Origin of the sequence: Paracoccus caeni, assembly GCF_016629665.1 — a bacterium.
Taxonomy (GTDB): Bacteria; Pseudomonadota; Alphaproteobacteria; order Rhodobacterales; family Rhodobacteraceae; genus Paracoccus; species Paracoccus caeni.
Genome location: NZ_JAEPRQ010000001.1, coordinates 192,156 through 210,049, shown reverse-complemented (window position 1 = coordinate 210,049; position 17,894 = coordinate 192,156). Strand labels below are relative to the sequence as shown.

Genomic DNA, 17,894 nt, shown 5'->3' with positions numbered 1-17,894 from the left:
GAAGAATGACCCTGCCGATCTTTACCACCCGCAAGCGTTTTTCCGATCTGACCGAGCGCGAAATTCTGGCGCTGGCGATTTCCTCGGAAGAGGATGATTCGCGGATCTTCGCGGGCTGGGCCGAATATCTGCGGGCGGATTATCCGGCGACTGCGGCGATTTTCGACGGGATGAGCGCCGAAGAGGACGACCATCGGCGGCGGTTGATCGACGCCTATCGGCAGCGCTTTGGCGAGACCATTCCGGTGATCCGGCGCGAGCATGTGGCGGGCTATTACAAGCGGCGTCCGGCGTGGATGATGGAGAATATGAGCCTTGACGCAATCCGCGACGAGGCGGCGCAGATGGAGCATGACGCGGCCGAGTTCTATGCCCGCGCGGCGCAGGCGAGTTCGGATGTGACGACGCGAAAGCTGCTGGGCGATCTGGCGGCGGCCGAGCGGGGGCATGAGAACCGGGCCGAGGAGCTGCGCGCCGAGCATCTGGATGCCCATGCCCGCGACGATGAAGATGCCGTGCGGCACCGGGAGTTCGTGCTGACCTGGATCCAGCCGGGGCTGGCCGGGTTGATGGATGGCAGCGTCTCGACGCTTGCGCCGATCTTTGCGGTGGCGTTTGCGACGCAGGATCCATGGACGACCTTTCTGGTCGGGCTGGCGGCCAGCGTCGGGGCCGGGATCAGCATGGGCTTTACCGAAGCAGCGTCCGATGACGGGGTGGTGTCGGGGCGTGGTTCTCCGCTGAAACGTGGCATCGCATCGGGTGTGATGACCACGGTTGGCGGTCTAGGCCATGCGCTGCCCTATCTGATCCCGCATTTCTGGACCGCCACCACGATTGCGCTGATCGTGGTCTTTATCGAGCTTTGGGCGATCGCGTGGATACAGAAGCGCTGGATGCAGACACCGTTCTGGCGGGCGGCCTTGCAAGTCGTGGTTGGCGGTGGTCTGGTGCTGGCTGCGGGGGTTCTGATCGGCTCGGGCTGACCGCGAAAGGGCGCGGATGCTGGCGATATTCCTGAAGACATTGCCGTTTTTCGGCCTGATCGGGCTGGGCTGGCTGGCCGCGCGGTCAAAGCTGTTCCCCGAGGAAGGCGCGGTCTGGCTGACGAAGTTCGTCTTCTATTTCGCGCTGTCGGCGATGCTGTTCCGCTTTGCCGCCGGGCTGGATCTGGCCGCTTTGTTCGATCTGCGTTTCGTCTTGGCCTATCTGGCCGGTTCGGTGCTGATCTGGGTCATCGGCATGGTCGCGGCACGCAGGCGCGGTCTGGCCGTTCCCGAAGCCGCGATGGAGGCGCATTGCGGCATGACCGGCAATACCGGCTTTCTGGGCGTGCCGATGCTGGTCGTTCTTTTGGGCGAGCGGGCGGTTGGCCCGGTGCTGATGGTGCTGACCATCGATATGCTGGTCTTCTCGACCCTGATCACGCTGATCATCCACGCGTCGCGTAGCGGTGGTCTGCGGCTGGCTGCGCTGGTGCCGATCCTGCGGGGGATTGTGTCCAATCCGATGATCCTGTCGATGGTGGCCGGGCTGATCTGGGCGCAGATGCACTGGCCAACGCCGGGGCCGTTGGATGAGTTGCTGGCGCTTCTGGGTGCGGCGGCGACTCCGGGGGCGCTGTTTGCGATTGGCGCCAGTCTGGCCTCGAAGAAAGTGCAGCGACTGGCGGCGTCGGCTTGGCTCAGCTTTGCCAAGCTGGTGTTGCATCCGCTGGCCGTGGGCGTGGCGGCGTGGCTGTTCGGGGTCGAGCCGTTCGCGGCAGGGGTCATGGTCGCGGCGGCGGCGCTGCCGGTTGCGGGGAACGTCTATATTCTTGCCCAGCATTTCGGAGTGGCGCAGCAGCGGGTGTCTGCGGCGATCCTGATCTCGACCGCGCTCAGCGTGGTGACGATCCCTCTGATCATGCTGCTGATCGGGCAGGCATAGCTTTCCCTTCACCGGGCGGCACGGTATCGCTTGGGTCAAAAGGGGAGGACGAATATGCGCCGCATCGAGGATCTGGAACTCAAGAATATCCTGTTGAAGGTCGATGGCGACGGCATTGCCAGCGTTACCCTGAACCGCCCGGACAAGCGGAACGCACTGGATATCGCCACGATTGAGGAGCTGGTGGATATTTTCACCACTCTGCCGCGCGCCGGGGTGAAAGCGGCGATCCTGCGGGCCAATGGCGATCATTTCTCCGCTGGTCTGGATCTGGTGGAACATCACCGCGAGAACCGCTCGGCCAGCGATTTCATGCATGTCTGCCTGCGCTGGCATGAGGCGTTCAACAAGATGGAATATGGCGGGGTGCCGGTGATTGCGGTGCTGAAAGGTGCGGTGGTTGGCGGCGGGCTTGAACTGGCAAGCGCGGCGCATATCCGCGTCGCCGGGCCGGATACCTATTTCGGTTTGCCCGAAGGTCAGCGGGGCCTTTTCACCGGCGGTGGGGCGACGATCCGGGTGGCCGATCTGATCGGCAAGGCGCGGATGATCGATATGATGCTGTCGGGCAGGCTGTATCGCGGTCAGGAAGCCGTGGATGTCGGCCTGTGTCAGTATCTGGTCGAGGATGCCGAGGCGAAGGCCTGGGAAATCGCCCGGAACGCGGCGCAGAACCCGCCGCTGTCGAATTTCGCCATCTGTTCGGCCATCAGCCACATGCAGAACATGAGCGCGCTGGATGCGGCCTACGCCGAGGCCGTAGTGGCAGGTGTGGTGAACACGCAGGACGCCGCAAAGGCGCGGCTGGAGGCTTTTGCCAAGGGCACGGCCAACAAGATCAAACCAGACGCCTGAGCCAAGGCGATCCTAGCCACGCAGCGCTGTTTGCAGCAGCCGGTCAAGATTTTGCAGGAAATACGAGCGGTCGGCCTTGGAAAAGCCCGCGCCGCCGCCCTGCATGAACGGATTCGACGCCCGCAAATCCGCCATCAGATCGCGGGTTGCCAGACGGGGGCCGATATTTGCCTCGGTCAGCACCTCGCCATTATGCTGGATCACCTTCGCCCCAGCCTTCAGGCAACGGTCGGCCAGCGGCAGATCGGCGGTGACCACCACATCGCCCGGCCCGCAATGATCGGCAATCCAGATATCGGCCACGTCCGGGCCCTCGGCCACGATCTTCAGGGTGACCAGCGGGTTTTGCGAAGGCCGCAGCCCGCCATTGCAGACCAGCACCATCGGCACCTTTAGCCGGGTCGCCACGCGCTCTGCCTCGGCCTTGACCGGGCAGGCATCGGCATCGATGTAAAGCGTGACCATCGCCACCCCCTTGAATGAAAACGCCCGCCGAAGCGGGCGCATCGCCATGTTGCCGCGGTCAGTCGCGCAGCAATTCGTTGATCGAGGTTTTAGAGCGGGTCTTTGCATCCACCCGCTTCACGATCACCGCGCAGTAAAGGTTCACTCCGTTCTTCGACGGCAGCGACCCCGACACCACGACCGAGCCTGCGGGCACTTCGCCATACATGACTTCGCCCGTCTCGCGGTCCACGATCTTGGTGGACTGACCGATATAGACGCCCATCCCCAGAACCGAACCCTCGCGGACGATACAGCCCTCGACCACCTCGGAACGGGCGCCGATGAAGCAGTCATCCTCGATGATGGTCGGCCCAGCCTGCAGCGGTTCCAAGACACCACCGATCCCAACGCCGCCCGACAGATGCACGTTCTTGCCGATCTGCGCGCAGGAGCCGACGGTGGCCCAGGTATCAACCATTGTGCCCTCGCCCACATGCGCGCCAAGGTTCACGAAGGACGGCATCAATACGACCCCCTTCGCGATATGCGCAGAACGGCGCACGATCGCGCCCGGCACCGCACGGAAACCGGCAGCGCGCCACTGATTGTCGCCCCACCCCTTGAACTTGCTGTCAACCTTGTCCCACCAATTCGCACCCTGCGGCGCACCCGACATTTCTTCCATGTCGTTCAGCCGGAAGGACAGCAGCACCGCCTTCTTTGCCCATTGGTTCACGTGCCAGTCATTGCCACGCTTCTCGGCCACGCGCAGAACGCCGGTATCCAGACGGTTCAGCGTCTCTTCCACGGCCTCGCGGACTTCGCCCTTGGTGGCGGGATTGATCTGGTCGCGGTGCTCCCACGCGGTTTCGATGGCATGTTCCAGCGGTTGGGTCATGGCGGCGTTCTCCTCGATCTGTCACGTCCGGGTGGAAACTGTCACGTCAGGCCTATACGTGTGAGAAACAGCCCGCGCAATCCGCACGCGCTATACAATGAGGCCGAGATGACCGAGACGGACAACCGCGATCACCATCACCCCATGCCCCGTTCCCGCGAGGATATGGCGCGCGCCGACGAGATCGTGGAGACCCCGCAGACGCTTGCCCCGGCCTATAAGCTGGCCTTTGCCGATCAGGATTTCCTGCTTCGTCCGGAACTTCGCCCGGTGCGGTTGCAGCTTGAACTGCTGAAGCCCGAGATGGTGATGGATGAACGCGGCATCAAATCGACCGTGGTGATCTTTGGCGGCGCGCGCATCCCCGCGCCCGATCACGCCGACGAAGCACGCACGCCAACGCTGGCGGGATTGTCGAAATATTACGAGGAAGCCCGCCGTTTCGCCTATCTGATGACCGAGCGCAGCCAGCAGACCTATGGCAAGGAGTTCGTGATCTGCACCGGCGGCGGTCCCGGTGTGATGGAGGCGGGCAATCGTGGCGCGGAAGAGGCGGGCGGTCAGTCCATCGGGCTTGGCATCGTGCTACCCCATGAACAGGCGCCGAACCACTATGTCACCCCGGCTTTGTGCTTCAATTTCCACTATTTCGCGATCCGCAAGATGCATTTCCTGATGCGGGCCCGTGCGGTCACGATCTTCCCCGGCGGCTTTGGCACGCTGGATGAGATGTTTGAAACGCTAACGCTGATCCAGACCCGCCGGATGGAGCGGATTCCGGTCCTGCTGTTTGGGCGCGAATTCTGGGAAGAGGTGCTGAACCTGCCCGCCTTGGCGAAGGCAGGAACCATCAGCGAAGCCGATCTGGACCTGATCCGCTATGTCGAGACGGCGGATGAGGCGGTCGAGATTATCGATGGGTGGAATGCCGTCAGTAGTTAATCCTGACGGCAAAACGAAGGCCCTGAATGAGGCGATGGTATGGATCGCTTAGGTGAAGACGCCGCCTAATTCGGGAAACCCTTCGCCGTCCGCAATTCGCCAGTAACCAGACCGCGCCAGTTTTTCTGCTTGCCGGTCAGGAATTGGGTCACGGCGGGGTCGTCCTTGTCCAGCACCCCAAGATGCACCAGCAATGCCGTCACGGCGGCCTCGCTGGCGCGGGTGGCGCCGTCGCTGATCTTTAGCGCAAAGCCCAGGCCCTGTTCTGGCAGGATGCCGACAAAGACCGCCTCGGCACCGGTCTTGACCGCGACCTGCCCCCCCATCGCGCGCATCAGGATGGTGCAGGCGCGCCCCTCTCCCGCGACCATTTCAGGATGACGGCGCATGGCATCGGTCAGACGGCGCATCGCCTGCCCGCGCCGATCGCTGCCCGGATTGGCGAATGCGGCCATCGAGCGGCCCAGACCCTCCAGCGTGCAGGACCAGTTCGGAGCGGAACAGCCGTCGATGCCGTAACCGGGGCTGGTCTCACCCGTCACCTCTTCGAACGCGGCCTTGACGGCCCGCTGCACGGGGTGGCTTGGATCGACATATTCCGGGCCACCGCGAAGGTGACGATTCAGTGTCAGAAATCCCGCATGCTTGCCCGAACAGTTGTTGTGCAACTGGCACGGCGCACTGTCAGAGCAGGTGAGACGGCGGTTTTCATCGCTATCCTGCGGCATATGGCTGCCGCAGCGCAGATCGGGTTCTTCCAGCCCAAGCGTCGAAAGCCAGCTCTCTACCGCTTCGGTATGAATTTTCGCGCCATTATGGCTGGCACAGGCCAAGGCAAGCTGACGCTCGGTCAGGCCAGCGGCGTCGGCGGCACCGCTTTCGATCAGGGGCAGGGCCTGCATCATCTTGCAGGACGAGCGCGGGAAGATGGTTCGGCTTGGATCGCCCCATGCTTCGACAACGCCGCGGCTGTCGCAGACCACCACATGCCCCCGATGCAGGCTTTCAAGCTGCCCGCCCCGCCATAATTCGATCAACTCGGCCGTTTGCATCCTGTTTCCCCTGACAATTGCGCGATTTTCTGCCTTGAACTCTTTTTTTCGTAGGACGATTTTGGGTATCCTGACCAGAGATGGTTGAAAAGACCACCGCAATCAGGAAGAACGCCGAACGAAGCGGCGAACTCAATGGCAGGAGGCCAGAGCATGAACATCACCACGCTGCGCGGCATAACCGCCGCCCTCGCCCTGATCGCAGGGATGGGTGCGGCCACCGCGCAGGAATCCACGAATGTCGTAGCCACCGAAGGCGACTGGACCGTCTTCGCAGCCGACAATCCGCGCGAATGCTGGGCGGTTTCACCCCCCCGTGCGACACAAAACACGGATTCCAGCGGCAGCCCGCGTGAGGTGACTCGTGGCGATATTCGCCTGTACGTCGCCTATCGTCCGGGCTCGAATGGCGAGGTGTCGTTCACCGGCGGCTATCCTTTCGCGCCGGATTCGACGGTCGAGGTTGATATCGGCGGGCAGAAGTTCAACCTGTTCACCGAAGGCGAAAGCGCATGGACCGGCAGCCCGTCCGATGATGAAAAGCTGGTTGGCGCACTGCGCAGCGGCTCGAACGCGGTCGTGACCGGGCGTTCGTCGCGCGGCACGGTGACCAAGGACACGTTCAGCCTTGCCGGGATCACGGCGGCCACGAACACCGCCCGCCAGCGCTGCCAGTAACGGCATCTGAAGGGCCTGAACCCGGTCCTGTCGCCTGATGGCGACAGAGTCGGTATTTGAACAACGAAGAAGCGGCGGGGCTGGTTGATTTTCAGCTCCGCTTCGCTTATTTGCAGGTCTTTCAGCAAGCACCGGTAGCCAAATGTCCGCCCCCATCACGCAGGATGTCCTGACCATTCCCCGCAAACTGCCGGAAGGCGGGCGGATCAATATCGTCGGACTGACCCGCAATCAGTTGCTTGATGCGTTGCTGGAAGCCGGAACGCCCGCAAAGCAGGCCAAGATGCGCGTGGGGCAGGTTTGGCAGTGGATCTACCATTGGGGCGTGCGTGATTTTGCCCAGATGACCAATCTGGCCAAGGAATATCGCGCCCTCTTGACCGAGAAGTTCGAGATCGGCCTGCCCGAGATCGTCACCCGTCAGGTCAGCGCCGACGGCACCCGCAAATATCTGCTGCGCATCGCCGGGGGCCATGAGGTCGAGGCGGTCTATATCCCCGAAGAGGGTCGCGGGACGCTGTGCGTCAGCTCTCAGGTGGGCTGCACGCTGACCTGTTCCTTCTGTCATACCGGCACGCAAAAGCTGGTGCGCAACCTGACTCCGGGCGAGATCGTCGGGCAATTGCTGGTGGCGCGCGACGATCTGGGCGAATGGCCGATCCCCGGCGCGCCCAAGGACGAAACCCGACTGGTCAGCAATATGGTGCTGATGGGCATGGGCGAGCCGCTGTATAACTTCGAATCCGTGCGGGATGCGATGCAGGTGGTGATGGACAATGAGGGGCTGTCGCTGTCGCGCCGCCGCATCACATTGTCCACCAGCGGCGTCGTGCCAGAGATTGCCCGCACCGCGGAAGAGATCGGCTGCCTGCTGGCCGTCAGCTTCCATGCGACGACGGATGAGGTGCGGAACACTTTGGTTCCGATCAACCGCCGCTGGAATATCGAGGCTTTGCTGGCTGCGCTGCGCGAATATCCCCGGCTGTCCAACAGCGAGCGGATCACCTTTGAATATGTGATGCTGGACGGGGTGAATGACAGCGATGCCGATGCGCGCCGGTTGGTGAAGCTGATCCGGGGGATCCCGGCGAAGATCAACCTGATCCCCTTCAACGAATGGCCCGGCGCGCCCTATAAACGCTCAAGCTGGGAACGGATTCAGGCTTTTGCCGATATCGTCCACAAGGCCGGTTATGCCAGCCCGATCCGCACCCCCCGCGGCGAGGATATCATGGCGGCCTGCGGCCAGTTGAAATCCGCGACAGAGCGGGGACGGAAATCCAAGGCTCAGGTCGCGGCAGAGGCTGCTGCGGGCTAGGCTTCTATCTGACAGTCGATTTATTCGGCCTAGGGCCGCTTGCTGTCACCTGACTGTTTCAAGGTCATGCTTGACTGCTGCACGCAGGCATCCCTCAACCTGCGCCCAGTCCGACCATTGGCCGGCGCTCGCTTGGCAGAGCGGGCGTCGGTGACTACCCGATCATCTGCCAGATCAGCCGCAGCGCCAGCAGGGTCGAGGTCGCGACCAGCAACGGCTTGATCAGCCGCGCCCCGATCCGCGCGGCAAGCCTTGCGCCAAGCGCTGCCCCGGCGATTTGGGCCAAGCCCATCATGATGCCGATCGACCAAAGTGGCTTGGCGACCAATGCGAATGCCAGCAGGCCGCCCAGATTCGAGGCAAAGTTCAAAAGTTTCGTATGCGCCGTCGCTTTGAGAACGCCGTAGCCTGCCAGAGTCACAAAGCCGATCATGTAAAATGATCCTGCGCCCGGCCCCAACAGGCCATCGTAGAAGCCGACCAGAGGAACAATTGTGATGGCAAACACCGCGGGGGCGACGCGCTGGACGCGATCCAGATCATTCAGGCCCGGCTTCAGCGCGAAAAAGGCAGCGATCCCGATCAGGATGACCGGCAGGACGAAGCGAAGCCATTCAGTCGGCAGATAGCTGACCAGAAACGCGCCCGCCGCTCCGGCGACACCTGCGGCCAAGGCGGCTTGCCATTGCTTTCGGGGGTCCACCAGCCCACGCCTTGCATAGCTGACCGCAGCAGTCGCCGCGCCGAAGATGCCCTGCACCTTGTTGGTCGCCAGCGCCTGCACGGGCGGCACTCCGGCCAGCAGCAAGGCCGGGACGGTAATCAACCCGCCGCCGCCCGCAATCGCGTCGATGAAACCGGCGAAAAAGCCGGCGGCGATAAGAACAAGGATCAGATCGGGGGCAAGGTCCAGCATGGCCGCCCATTGCGCCCGATTTCGGGGGTTGTAAAGGTGGTTGGGTCGGGTTTGCGGTATTTGGACAACGAAGAAGGGGATGACCATGTTTGACCGGCTGAAACATCGTGTCGTGCAGGCGCCCATGGCTGGCGTATCGACACCGGCGCTGGCGGCAGCTGTTGCGGAGGCGGGCGGCTTTGGTTTCGTGGCGCTTGGCGCGATCGACGCGGGCGCCGCGCGAGAGCAGATTGCCGCGACCCGTCAGCAGACCAGCCAGCCCATCGGCGTGAACCTGTTCTGCCACCGCCCGCAGGCCCGTAACCCCGAACTTGAGGCGAAATGGCTGGCGAAGCTGGCCCCCGACTTCGCCCGCTTCGATGCCGAGCCGCCCAAGGCGCTGCGCGACATCTATCCCAGTTTCGTCGAGAATGACGCGATGCTGGCAGCCTTGGTGGAATTGCAGCCCGCCGTGGTGAGCTTTCACTTTGGCCTGCCCCGCGCCGACCAGATCAGCGCGTTGCGCGATGCCGGGGCGATGCTGTGGGCAACGGCGACATCGGTTGAAGAGGCGCAGGCGATCAAGGATGCGGGGATCGATGTGCTGGTGGCGCAGGGCTGGCAGGCAGGCGGTCATCGCGGGATGTTCGACCCTGATGCGCCAGATGAGCGGCTGGAAACGCTGGCGTTGGTCCGGGCACTGAAGCCTCTGGGCCTGCCGGTTGTGGCAGCGGGGGCGATCATGGACCGGAACGATGCGCGTGCCGCAATCGAGGCAGGGGCCGTTGCGGTGCAATGCGGATCGGCCTTCCTGCTGTCGCCCGAGGCTGGGACAACCCAGCCTCACCGAAAGGCGATGAGCGAACAGCAGACGGTGATGACCAAGGCAATTTCAGGCCGTCCGGCGCGCGGGCTTTCGAACCTGTTCACCCGGATCGATGATAGCGGCACCCCCGGTTATCCCCATACCTACGACGCCGGAAAGGCGCTGATCGCAGCCGCCAAGGCCAAGGGCGAGACCGGCTATGGCGCCTATTGGGCAGGGACCGAAGCGGCCCGTGCGGTCGCGCGACCAGCCGCCGAAACCGTCGCGGCGATCAGCCCGTGACGAACTCATCGACCCGGTAGCCCTGTAGGTAAAGCAGGGCCGTCAGGTCGCCATGATTGATACGGATCTGCGCCTGCTCGGCCACTGCCGGTTTGGCGTGAAGCGCAACGCCGGTGCCCGCGATTTGCAGCATCCCCAGATCGTTGGCTCCATCGCCGACCGCAATCGCCTCGGCGGGGGTGATGCCAAGGCGCGCGGTCACCTGCTCCAGCGCCTCGACCTTGGCTTCGCGGCCAAGGATCGGCAGGGCAACATGGCCGGTCAGCACGCCTCCATCAGCCAGCAGCGTATTGGCGCGATCCTCGTCAAAGCCCAGCATTCTGGCGACAGGCCCGGTAAAGACGGTAAACCCGCCCGAGACCAGCAAGGCATAGCCGCCATTGGCCCGCATCGTCGCGACCAGTTCGGGACCGCCCGGTGCAAGCGTGATTCGGGTCCTGAGCACCTCGGCCACGACCGTTTCCGGCAGCCCGGCCAGCAGGCCGACTCGCTCGACCAGTGCCTCGTGGAAATTCAGCTCGCCATTCATGGCGCGGGCGGTGATGTCGGCCACGCGCGGGCCGACGCCTGCGAAATCGGCAAGCTCGTCGATGCATTCCTGTTCGATCATGGTCGAATCCATGTCGGCGATCAGCAGCGACTTGCGCCGCCCTTCGCTGCGCTGGATCGCCAGATCAACGCCCTGACCCTGCAACTGCGACCAGATATCGTTGAAATCATCAGGGATTCGCAGCAGATCGAATTCGACCGCAATGCCGGGATTAAGCCAGCGCAGCTCGCCGCCGCCCCATGCTTTCGCCAGTGCTTCAAGCGGCGCTGCATCCAGATTGGCGCGGCTTGGCGCGGCGATCAGCGTGACGGTGAACATGGCGACTCCCTTTGCAGACGATCTGCGGTGTAAGCGAAAGTTTTTGCTTGCGCTAGCAGTGAGTCGGCTCTATTTCCGGCGGCGGGACACCCTTCCCCAACGAAGGGCTTTTAGCTGGAAGGCTAGTTACATGAGCGATCTGACGATCCCGGCTGCGCGCCCGGTCAATCCGCGTTTTTCCTCTGGCCCTTGCGCCAAGATTCCCCATTACAATCTGGACCTTCTGGCGGATGCTCCGCTTGGTCGCTCGCACCGTGCCGCTGTCGGCAAGGCGAAGCTGGCCGAGGCGATCGAGCTGACCCGCGAGGTTCTTGGCGTGCCTGCGGACTATCGCATCGGCATCGTGCCCGGTTCGGATACCGGCGCGGTCGAGATGGCGATGTGGACCATGCTGGGCGCCCGCCCCGTCGAGATGCTGGCCTGGGAAAGCTTCGGCGAAGGCTGGGTCACCGATGCCGTGAAACAGCTGAAACTGGATGCGACCGTCCGCAAGGCCGAATACGGCAAGATCGTCGATTTCGCCGAAGTCGATTTCGACAAGGATGTCGTTTTCACATGGAACGGCACCACGTCGGGTGTCCGCCTTCCGAATGGCGATGCAATCCCGGCTAACCGTCAGGGTCTGACCATTTGCGACGCGACCAGCGCGGCCTTTGCCATGGATCTGCCGTGGGACAAGCTGGATGTGGTGACCTTTAGCTGGCAGAAAGTGCTGGGCAGCGAGGGCGCACATGGCATGCTGATCCTGTCGCCGCGTGCGGTCGAGCGGCTGGAAAGCTATGTCCCAGACCGTCCGCTGCCGAAGATTTTCCGGCTGACAAAGGGCGGCAAGCTGATCGAGGGCATCTTCAAGGGTGAGACGATCAACACCCCGTCGATGCTGGCGGTCGAGGATTATCTGGTCGCGCTGAAATGGGCGCAGTCCATCGGCGGGCTGCAAGGTCTGGTTGCCCGGGCCGATGCCAATGCCGGTGCCGTGCGTGATTTCATCGCGGACAAAGACTGGATCGCCGATCTGGCCGAGGACCCGGCGACGGCTTCGACGACCAGCGTTTGCCTGAAATTCACCGATCCCGCCATTAAAGACGGTGCCGCCTTTGCCAAGGCCGTTGCCAAGCGGCTGGAAAAGGAAGGCGTGGCGCTGGACGCCGGGGCGTATCGCGATGCGCCTGCCGGGCTTCGGATCTGGTGTGGATCGACGGTCGAGGCCTCCGATGTCGCGGCGCTGATGCCATGGATCGAATACGCCTATCGCGCCGAACTGGCCGCACAGGCCTGACGCCTTGAGGCCGGGGGACTTTGCGCCCCCCGGACCCCCCGCAGGATATTTTTCTGAAGAAGATGAACACAGCGCCCTTGGGTGAGAGGGTGCGGCATACAAGGATGACTGAAATGCCCAAGGTTCTTGTCTCTGACAAACTGTCGGAAACCGCCGTCCAGATTTTTCGCGATCGCGGCGTTGACGTGGATTACCTGCCCGATCTGGGCAAGGATAAGGAAAAGCTGGCCGAGGTGATCGGGCAGTATGACGGTCTGGCGATCCGCTCGGCGACCAAGGTGACCGAGAAATTGCTGGAAGGTGCGACCAACTTGAAGGTTGTGGGTCGGGCCGGGATCGGTGTGGATAACGTCGATATTCCGGCGGCCTCGAAGAAGGGCGTGATCGTGATGAACACGCCGTTCGGGAACAGCGTCACCACCGCCGAACATGCCATTGCGATGATGTTCGCCGTTGCGCGGCAATTGCCCGAGGCGAGCGTCAGCACCCATGCCGGGAAGTGGGAGAAGAACCGCTTCATGGGGGTGGAGCTGTTCAACAAGACCCTGGGTGTGATCGGCGCCGGGAATATCGGCTCTATCGTCATCGACCGGGCGCTTGGGCTGCATATGAAGGTGCTGGCCTATGATCCCTTCCTCTCTGAGGATCGCGCCAAAGAGATCGGCGTGACCAAGGTCGAACTGGACGATCTGTTGGCGAAGGCGGATTTCATCACCTTCCACGTGCCGCTGACCGACAAGACCCGCAACATCCTGTCGCGTGAGGCGATCGCCAAGCTGAAGCCGGGCGTGCGGATCATCAACTGTGCCCGTGGCGGTCTGGTCGATGAGGAGGCCTTGGCCGAGGCGTTGAAGGAAGGCCGCGTTGCCGGTGCTGCCTTCGATGTCTTTGCGGTCGAGCCTGCGACGGAAAGCCCGCTGTTCAATCTGCCGAACGTAGTGGTGACCCCGCATCTGGGCGCCTCGACCACCGAGGCGCAAGAGAATGTGGCGTTGCAGGTGGCCGAGCAGATGGCCGATTACCTGCTGACCGGCGCCGTGCAGAACGCGTTGAACATGCCCTCGGTCACTGCCGAGGAAGCCGCGATCATGGGGCCGTGGATCAAGCTGGCCGGGCATCTGGGCTCTTTCGTGGGTCAGATGACCGATGAGCCGATCAAGGCGATCAACGTGCTTTATGATGGCGTCGTGTCAGAGATGAACCTGAACGCGCTGAATGCTGCGGTGATCGCGGGCGTGATGAAGGCGACAAACCCGGATGTGAACATGGTTTCCGCCCCTGCTATCGCCAAGGATCGTGGCATTCAGATCGCCACCACCCGGCAGGACAAGGCGGGTGTGTTCGAGGGCTATATCAAGCTGACGGTGGTGACGGATCGCCGTGAACGCTCGCTGGCCGGGACGGTCTTCAGCGATGGCAAGCCGCGTTTCATTCAGATCCGGGGCATCAATATCGATGCCGAGGTAGGCTCGCACATGCTTTACACCCGCAACAAAGACGTGCCGGGCGTGATTGGTGCGCTTGGGACGGTGCTGGGCGATCTGGGCGTCAACATTGCGAACTTTACTCTGGGTCGTTCGGCTGAAGGGAATGACGCGATTGCCATCCTGTATCTGGACGAGGCGATCAGCGACGCGGCCTTGGCGGCGTTGGACAATAGCGGCAAGTTCTTGCAAGCGCGCCGGCTTCAATTCGAGCTTTGACATCCTGCCGCGCGCCCTTGACGAATGGGCGCGCGGCATCTCTTGTGCCGCAGCGGCCATGGGCCGGTCGAGCAGAGGTGCAAGATGCGACTATATGCAATCGGGGACGTTCACGGGCAGTTGGACCTGCTGAAAGCCGCGCATGAGCGGATTTTTCATGATGGCGGTCGGGATGCGCTGATCGTGCATGTGGGCGATCTGGTCGACAGAGGCCCGGATTCGCGCGGAGTCGTTGATTACCTGATGACGGGCCAGGATCGGGGGCAGCCATGGGTGGTGACCCGTGGCAACCATGACCGCTTCCTGCCGAAATTCATGCATGACCCGGATTGGGTTGATCCCGGCCTTGCCTCGCAACGTCACTGGCTGGACCATCCGGGTTTAGGTGCGGCGGCGACGCTGGCATCCTATGGGCTGGACGCGGATCTGCCCCGTGCGGAGTTGCTGGAGCAGACGCGGCGCGCTGTGCCGGAAGCACATGCCACCTATCTGGCGTCGCTGCCGCTTTACTATCTGCATCCTCTGGCGCTGGTCGTGCATGCGGGCATCCGGCCCGGTGTCGATTTGCAGGATCAGGATGAACAGGATTTGGTCTGGATCCGGCAGGGTTTTCTGGAAAGCACGGATGATTTCGGGCCGCTGGTCGTTCACGGTCACACGGCGCTGGAAACGGCCACCCATTACGGCAATCGCCTGAACATCGATGGCGGCGCTGCCTATGGCCGCCCGCTTTGTGCCGTTGTGATTGAACCCGGCCAGGTGCATCTTTTACAGGATGATGGCCGTGTGCCGCTGACGCCGGAGAATTCGTGATGCGTTTGTTTGCTGTCTTGGCGGTTCTGTGCAGCCTTCCCGTTGGTGTGGCTGCGGAAGAGGTGGGCAAGGTCGGGGTCGATTGGGTCGGCAACGACATCATCGTTGAGGCCATCGCCGATCCAAAGGTCGGCGGTGTCACCTGTCATCTGGCCTATTTCGAACGCTCGACCTTCGATCGGTTGCGGCAGGGGAACTGGTTCGAGGATCCCTCGAACAGCGCCATCGAATGCGTCCAAACGGGGCCAATCGATCTGAGCCAGATCGAGCGGGGGCCAGAGGGTGAGAATGTGTTCAGCGAAGGCCGGTCGCTGATCTTCAAATCGCTGCGGGTCAAGCGGATCTATGATGAGGAAAATCACGTCCTGATCTATCTGGCCCATGCGAATGAGGTGACCGAAGGTTCGGCCAAAATGGCCATCTCGACGGTTTCGGTGAATCCGCCGCAGGCTGCGGAAGTCGATAGATAACGCAGCCAGATTTGCTGTATAATATGGCAGGTTCCAGCCTCAGATGATGCAAATTCTGCCCATCTGGTGGACAGAATCGGTCAACAGGCATAGAACCCCGCCAGTCTGACCAAACGGTCCAAATATCGTCGTGGAATCCTCAATGCACGCACAGCTGCGAGTGGCAAAATTCAGTCTTGGCCAGATCGTGCGGCACCGCAGCCGCCCGTTTCGTGGCGTGATTTTCGACGTCGATCCCGAATTCGCGAATACTGAAGAATGGTACGACTCGATCCCTGAAGACGCGCGCCCGGCGAGGGACCAGCCGTTCTACCATCTCTATGCCGAGACCGAGGCGACATATTACGTCGCCTATGTCTCGGAGCAGAATCTTGAGCCGGATTCCTCGGGTGAGCCGCTGGAACATCCCGAAGTCATGGAAATGTTCGGCGATTTCGAAGACGGGCGCTATCCGCTGAACGAGCCGCTGAACTAAGACGCCGCTGATCGCTGAGCGCTGTCCATCCCGTCAGGCCTGTTCCATCGGAACCGAAAAAGCCAGAAAATTCCGGTGTTTTTCGCGATAGTAGCACAAGGATTGCGTCAAACCCTGAATCAGGCACCAGCCAAAGCCGCCTTCGGGCAGGTCGTCCGAATCGGGCGCGGGCATGCTGCGCGGGGCCAGACATTCTTCGGGCAGCGAGATGCCGTCATCAGTGATGGCGCAGGCGATACCGCTGTCATGGCGAACGACGGTGACATGGATCCACGGCAGACGCGCCGGTGCGGTCTGATCGCCAAATCCCGCATGTTCGGCCACGTTGTTCATCACCTCTGCAAGCACCAGTTCCAGACGGCCCAGTGTCCCGGCATCCACCGCCCCGCCAAAGCGGGCGCGAATGTCAGTCAGCGCGGCGCGCACGGCATCGCTTTCAGCGCGGAACACCCGATGGAACATCGGTTCGGTCTTGAGTTGGCGGCAGCCATGAAACCCGGCTTTCTGCCGGTCGGTCGAGGTCATCTTTCCATTCTCCTCTGTAAATGGCTCAGGTAACTTCGGACTGGATCTGGAACACCGTATCCATCCGGGTCAGTCGGAAGACGCGTTCGACATTCGGGGTCATCCCGACAAGGATGATCGGCAGTTCGGAAGGTAGCGCCTTGCGCACCGCGACCATGGCCCCAAGTCCCGAACTGTCCATGAAGTCAACGCTGCGCATATCCATCTGCACGGGCTTTCGTCCCTGCAACACGATCTCGCGCATCTTGTCCTTGAAACTGGTGGCAATCGCGGCGTCGATCCGCGGCTCTTTCACCGTGATGGCGATGTGGCCTCCGGTATCGGCGACGATCAGTTGCATGTTACCTCTCCACTTTGGATTCATTGGACCTGACTAGGCCCAAAAGGTTAGCATCCGGTAAGTGGAGGCGGGTGGAATGGGGGAAATGATGACAAATCGAGACATTTTCATCCTGGGCGCGGCGCGAACGCCGATGGGTGGGCTGCAGGGCGCATTGTCGGGGCAGGCAGCGGCCGAACTTGGCGGCGTAGCGATCCGGGCGGCGCTGGAACGTGCGCAGAAGGCACCAGAGGCGGTCGATGCGCTGTTCATGGGCTGTGTTTTGCCCGCAGGACAGGGTCAGGCTCCGGCGCGACAATCGGGCTTTGCTGGCGGTTTGCCGAAATCGGTGCCTGCGACCACGCTGAACAAGATGTGCGGATCGGGGATGCAGGCGGTGATGATGGCCGCCGATGCGATCAAGGCGGGCAGCGCCGATCTGGTTGTGGCGGGCGGTATGGAGAGCATGTCAAACGCCCCCTATCTGCTGCCGAAAATGCGCACCGGCGCCCGGCTGGGACATGGGCAGGTGATCGACCACATGTTTCTTGACGGGCTTGAGGACGCCTATGACAAGGGCCGTCTGATGGGCACCTTTGCCGAGGATTGCGCCAGCGAGTTCGGCTTTACCCGCGAGGCGCAGGATGAATATGCGCTGGCAAGCCTGTCGCGGGCGAAAGAGGCGATTACATCGGGTGCCTTCGCAACCGAAATCGCGGCGGTCACCATGGCGGGACGCAAGGGCGATATCATCGTGGACACCGACGAACAGCCCGGCAATGCGATGCCCGAGAAAATCCCGCTGCTGAAGCCCGCATTCCGCAAGGATGGCACGGTGACGGCGGCGAATAGCAGCTCGATCTCGGACGGGGCGGCGGCGCTGGTGATCAGTGGTGACGGCAATGGCGCCATCGCGCGGATCATGGGTTATGCCAGCCACGCGCAAGAGCCGGGGCAGTTTCCGACCGCGCCGGTCCCTGCCGCAGAAAAGCTGTTGGCGAAGCTGGGCTGGACCACGGATGATGTCGATCTGTGGGAGGTGAACGAGGCTTTCGCGGTCGTGCCGATGGCCTTCATGGCGCGGATGAACATCCCGCATGACAAGGTGAACGTGAATGGCGGTGCCTGTGCGCTTGGCCATCCGATCGGGGCTTCGGGGGCGCGGATCATCGTCACGCTGATTCATGCGCTGCAAGCCCGCGGTGGCAAGCGCGGCGTGGCGGCGATCTGTATCGGCGGTGGCGAGGGCACCGCCATCGCGGTGGAACTGACTTGAGCCTGCTGAAAACTTCAGCAACAGGCGGTAACTACGCCCAGCGC

20 protein-coding genes are annotated in these 17,894 nt (G+C 62.5%); 13 read left to right on the top strand and 7 right to left on the bottom strand.

Annotated elements, in window-relative coordinates:
• Window positions 1–5: 5 nt before the first annotated feature.
• The 3 genes from mbfA to JJJ17_RS00910 are packed head-to-tail and all read left to right on the top strand — an operon-like array spanning window position 6 to window position 2,784.
• The gene (mbfA, locus tag JJJ17_RS00920; RefSeq protein ID WP_200683127.1) at window positions 6–986 is read left to right on the top strand and encodes an iron exporter MbfA; all 981 of its coding nucleotides are present in this window, start codon (window positions 6–8) and stop codon (window positions 984–986) included.
• A gap of 16 nt (window positions 987–1,002) precedes the next feature.
• Window positions 1,003–1,929, top strand: coding sequence for an AEC family transporter (locus tag JJJ17_RS00915; protein WP_200683125.1), 927 nt, complete (start codon window positions 1,003–1,005; stop codon window positions 1,927–1,929).
• A 54-nt stretch (window positions 1,930–1,983) separates the two neighbouring features.
• Entirely contained in the window at window positions 1,984–2,784 is an 801-nt protein-coding gene (locus JJJ17_RS00910) for a crotonase/enoyl-CoA hydratase family protein (protein WP_200683123.1), read from the top strand.
• 12 nt (window positions 2,785–2,796) lie between these two features.
• Here JJJ17_RS00910 and JJJ17_RS00905 read toward each other — a convergent pair whose 3' ends face one another.
• Together JJJ17_RS00905 and dapD are read right to left on the bottom strand one after the other, a co-directional pair.
• On the bottom strand, window positions 2,797–3,249 hold the full coding sequence (locus JJJ17_RS00905) for a YaiI/YqxD family protein (RefSeq protein ID WP_200683121.1): 453 nt from the start codon (window positions 3,247–3,249) through the stop codon (window positions 2,797–2,799).
• 58 nt (window positions 3,250–3,307) lie between these two features.
• A complete protein-coding gene (gene dapD, locus JJJ17_RS00900; protein ID WP_200683120.1) occupies window positions 3,308–4,129 on the bottom strand; it encodes a 2,3,4,5-tetrahydropyridine-2,6-dicarboxylate N-succinyltransferase in 822 nt (273 codons plus the stop codon).
• Window positions 4,130–4,273: 144 nt separating this feature from the next.
• Between dapD and JJJ17_RS00895 the strand changes: the two genes are divergently transcribed.
• Window positions 4,274–5,071, top strand: coding sequence for an LOG family protein (locus tag JJJ17_RS00895; RefSeq protein ID WP_200684693.1), 798 nt, complete (start codon window positions 4,274–4,276; stop codon window positions 5,069–5,071).
• A gap of 65 nt (window positions 5,072–5,136) precedes the next feature.
• Here JJJ17_RS00895 and JJJ17_RS00890 read toward each other — a convergent pair whose 3' ends face one another.
• On the bottom strand, window positions 5,137–6,123 hold the full coding sequence (locus tag JJJ17_RS00890; protein WP_200683119.1) for an asparaginase: 987 nt from the start codon (window positions 6,121–6,123) through the stop codon (window positions 5,137–5,139).
• A gap of 153 nt (window positions 6,124–6,276) precedes the next feature.
• Between JJJ17_RS00890 and JJJ17_RS00885 the strand changes: the two genes are divergently transcribed.
• The gene (locus JJJ17_RS00885; protein ID WP_200683118.1) at window positions 6,277–6,801 is read left to right on the top strand and encodes an invasion associated locus B family protein; all 525 of its coding nucleotides are present in this window, start codon (window positions 6,277–6,279) and stop codon (window positions 6,799–6,801) included.
• A gap of 142 nt (window positions 6,802–6,943) precedes the next feature.
• Entirely contained in the window at window positions 6,944–8,119 is a 1,176-nt protein-coding gene (gene rlmN / locus JJJ17_RS00880; RefSeq protein WP_200683117.1) for a 23S rRNA (adenine(2503)-C(2))-methyltransferase RlmN, read from the top strand.
• A gap of 154 nt (window positions 8,120–8,273) precedes the next feature.
• Here the strand turns inward: rlmN and JJJ17_RS00875 are convergent, their stop codons facing one another.
• Entirely contained in the window at window positions 8,274–9,035 is a 762-nt protein-coding gene (locus JJJ17_RS00875) for a TSUP family transporter (protein WP_200683116.1), read from the bottom strand.
• Window positions 9,036–9,114: 79 nt separating this feature from the next.
• On the opposite strand from JJJ17_RS00875, the gene JJJ17_RS00870 reads away from it, so the two are divergent.
• The gene (locus JJJ17_RS00870) at window positions 9,115–10,122 is read left to right on the top strand and encodes an NAD(P)H-dependent flavin oxidoreductase (RefSeq protein WP_200683115.1); all 1,008 of its coding nucleotides are present in this window, start codon (window positions 9,115–9,117) and stop codon (window positions 10,120–10,122) included.
• On the opposite strand, the gene serB is transcribed toward JJJ17_RS00870, so the two are convergent.
• Window positions 10,112–10,990, bottom strand: coding sequence for a phosphoserine phosphatase SerB (gene serB / locus JJJ17_RS00865; RefSeq protein WP_200683113.1), 879 nt, complete (start codon window positions 10,988–10,990; stop codon window positions 10,112–10,114). The genes JJJ17_RS00870 and serB overlap by 11 nt on opposite strands.
• Before the next feature lie 130 nt (window positions 10,991–11,120).
• Here serB and JJJ17_RS00860 point away from each other — a divergent pair, with 130 nt between their 5' ends.
• From JJJ17_RS00860 to hspQ, 5 genes are all read left to right on the top strand, one after another.
• On the top strand, window positions 11,121–12,269 hold the full coding sequence (locus JJJ17_RS00860) for a phosphoserine transaminase (protein WP_200683112.1): 1,149 nt from the start codon (window positions 11,121–11,123) through the stop codon (window positions 12,267–12,269).
• Window positions 12,270–12,382: 113 nt separating this feature from the next.
• Complete coding sequence (gene serA, locus JJJ17_RS00855; protein WP_200683110.1) at window positions 12,383–13,972, top strand: phosphoglycerate dehydrogenase; 1,590 nt, start codon at window positions 12,383–12,385, stop codon at window positions 13,970–13,972.
• A gap of 84 nt (window positions 13,973–14,056) precedes the next feature.
• Window positions 14,057–14,785, top strand: coding sequence for a metallophosphoesterase (locus JJJ17_RS00850; protein WP_200683109.1), 729 nt, complete (start codon window positions 14,057–14,059; stop codon window positions 14,783–14,785).
• Window positions 14,785–15,255, top strand: coding sequence for a CreA family protein (locus JJJ17_RS00845; RefSeq protein ID WP_200683108.1), 471 nt, complete (start codon window positions 14,785–14,787; stop codon window positions 15,253–15,255). Before JJJ17_RS00850 ends, JJJ17_RS00845 begins: the two co-directional genes overlap by 1 nt.
• A gap of 142 nt (window positions 15,256–15,397) precedes the next feature.
• Window positions 15,398–15,730: a heat shock protein HspQ gene (hspQ, locus tag JJJ17_RS00840; RefSeq protein WP_200683107.1), complete on the top strand. Its 333-nt coding sequence runs from the start codon at window positions 15,398–15,400 to the stop codon at window positions 15,728–15,730.
• Window positions 15,731–15,763: 33 nt separating this feature from the next.
• Here hspQ and JJJ17_RS00835 read toward each other — a convergent pair whose 3' ends face one another.
• A complete protein-coding gene (locus tag JJJ17_RS00835) occupies window positions 15,764–16,255 on the bottom strand; it encodes an ATP-binding protein (RefSeq protein WP_200683106.1) in 492 nt (163 codons plus the stop codon).
• 25 nt (window positions 16,256–16,280) lie between these two features.
• Window positions 16,281–16,595, bottom strand: a complete 315-nt coding sequence (locus JJJ17_RS00830) for an STAS domain-containing protein (protein WP_200683105.1) — start codon at window positions 16,593–16,595, stop codon at window positions 16,281–16,283.
• A gap of 85 nt (window positions 16,596–16,680) precedes the next feature.
• Here JJJ17_RS00830 and JJJ17_RS00825 point away from each other — a divergent pair, with 85 nt between their 5' ends.
• Window positions 16,681–17,850: an acetyl-CoA C-acyltransferase gene (locus JJJ17_RS00825; RefSeq protein WP_325168740.1), complete on the top strand. Its 1,170-nt coding sequence runs from the start codon at window positions 16,681–16,683 to the stop codon at window positions 17,848–17,850.
• Window positions 17,851–17,894: the final 44 nt, after the last annotated feature.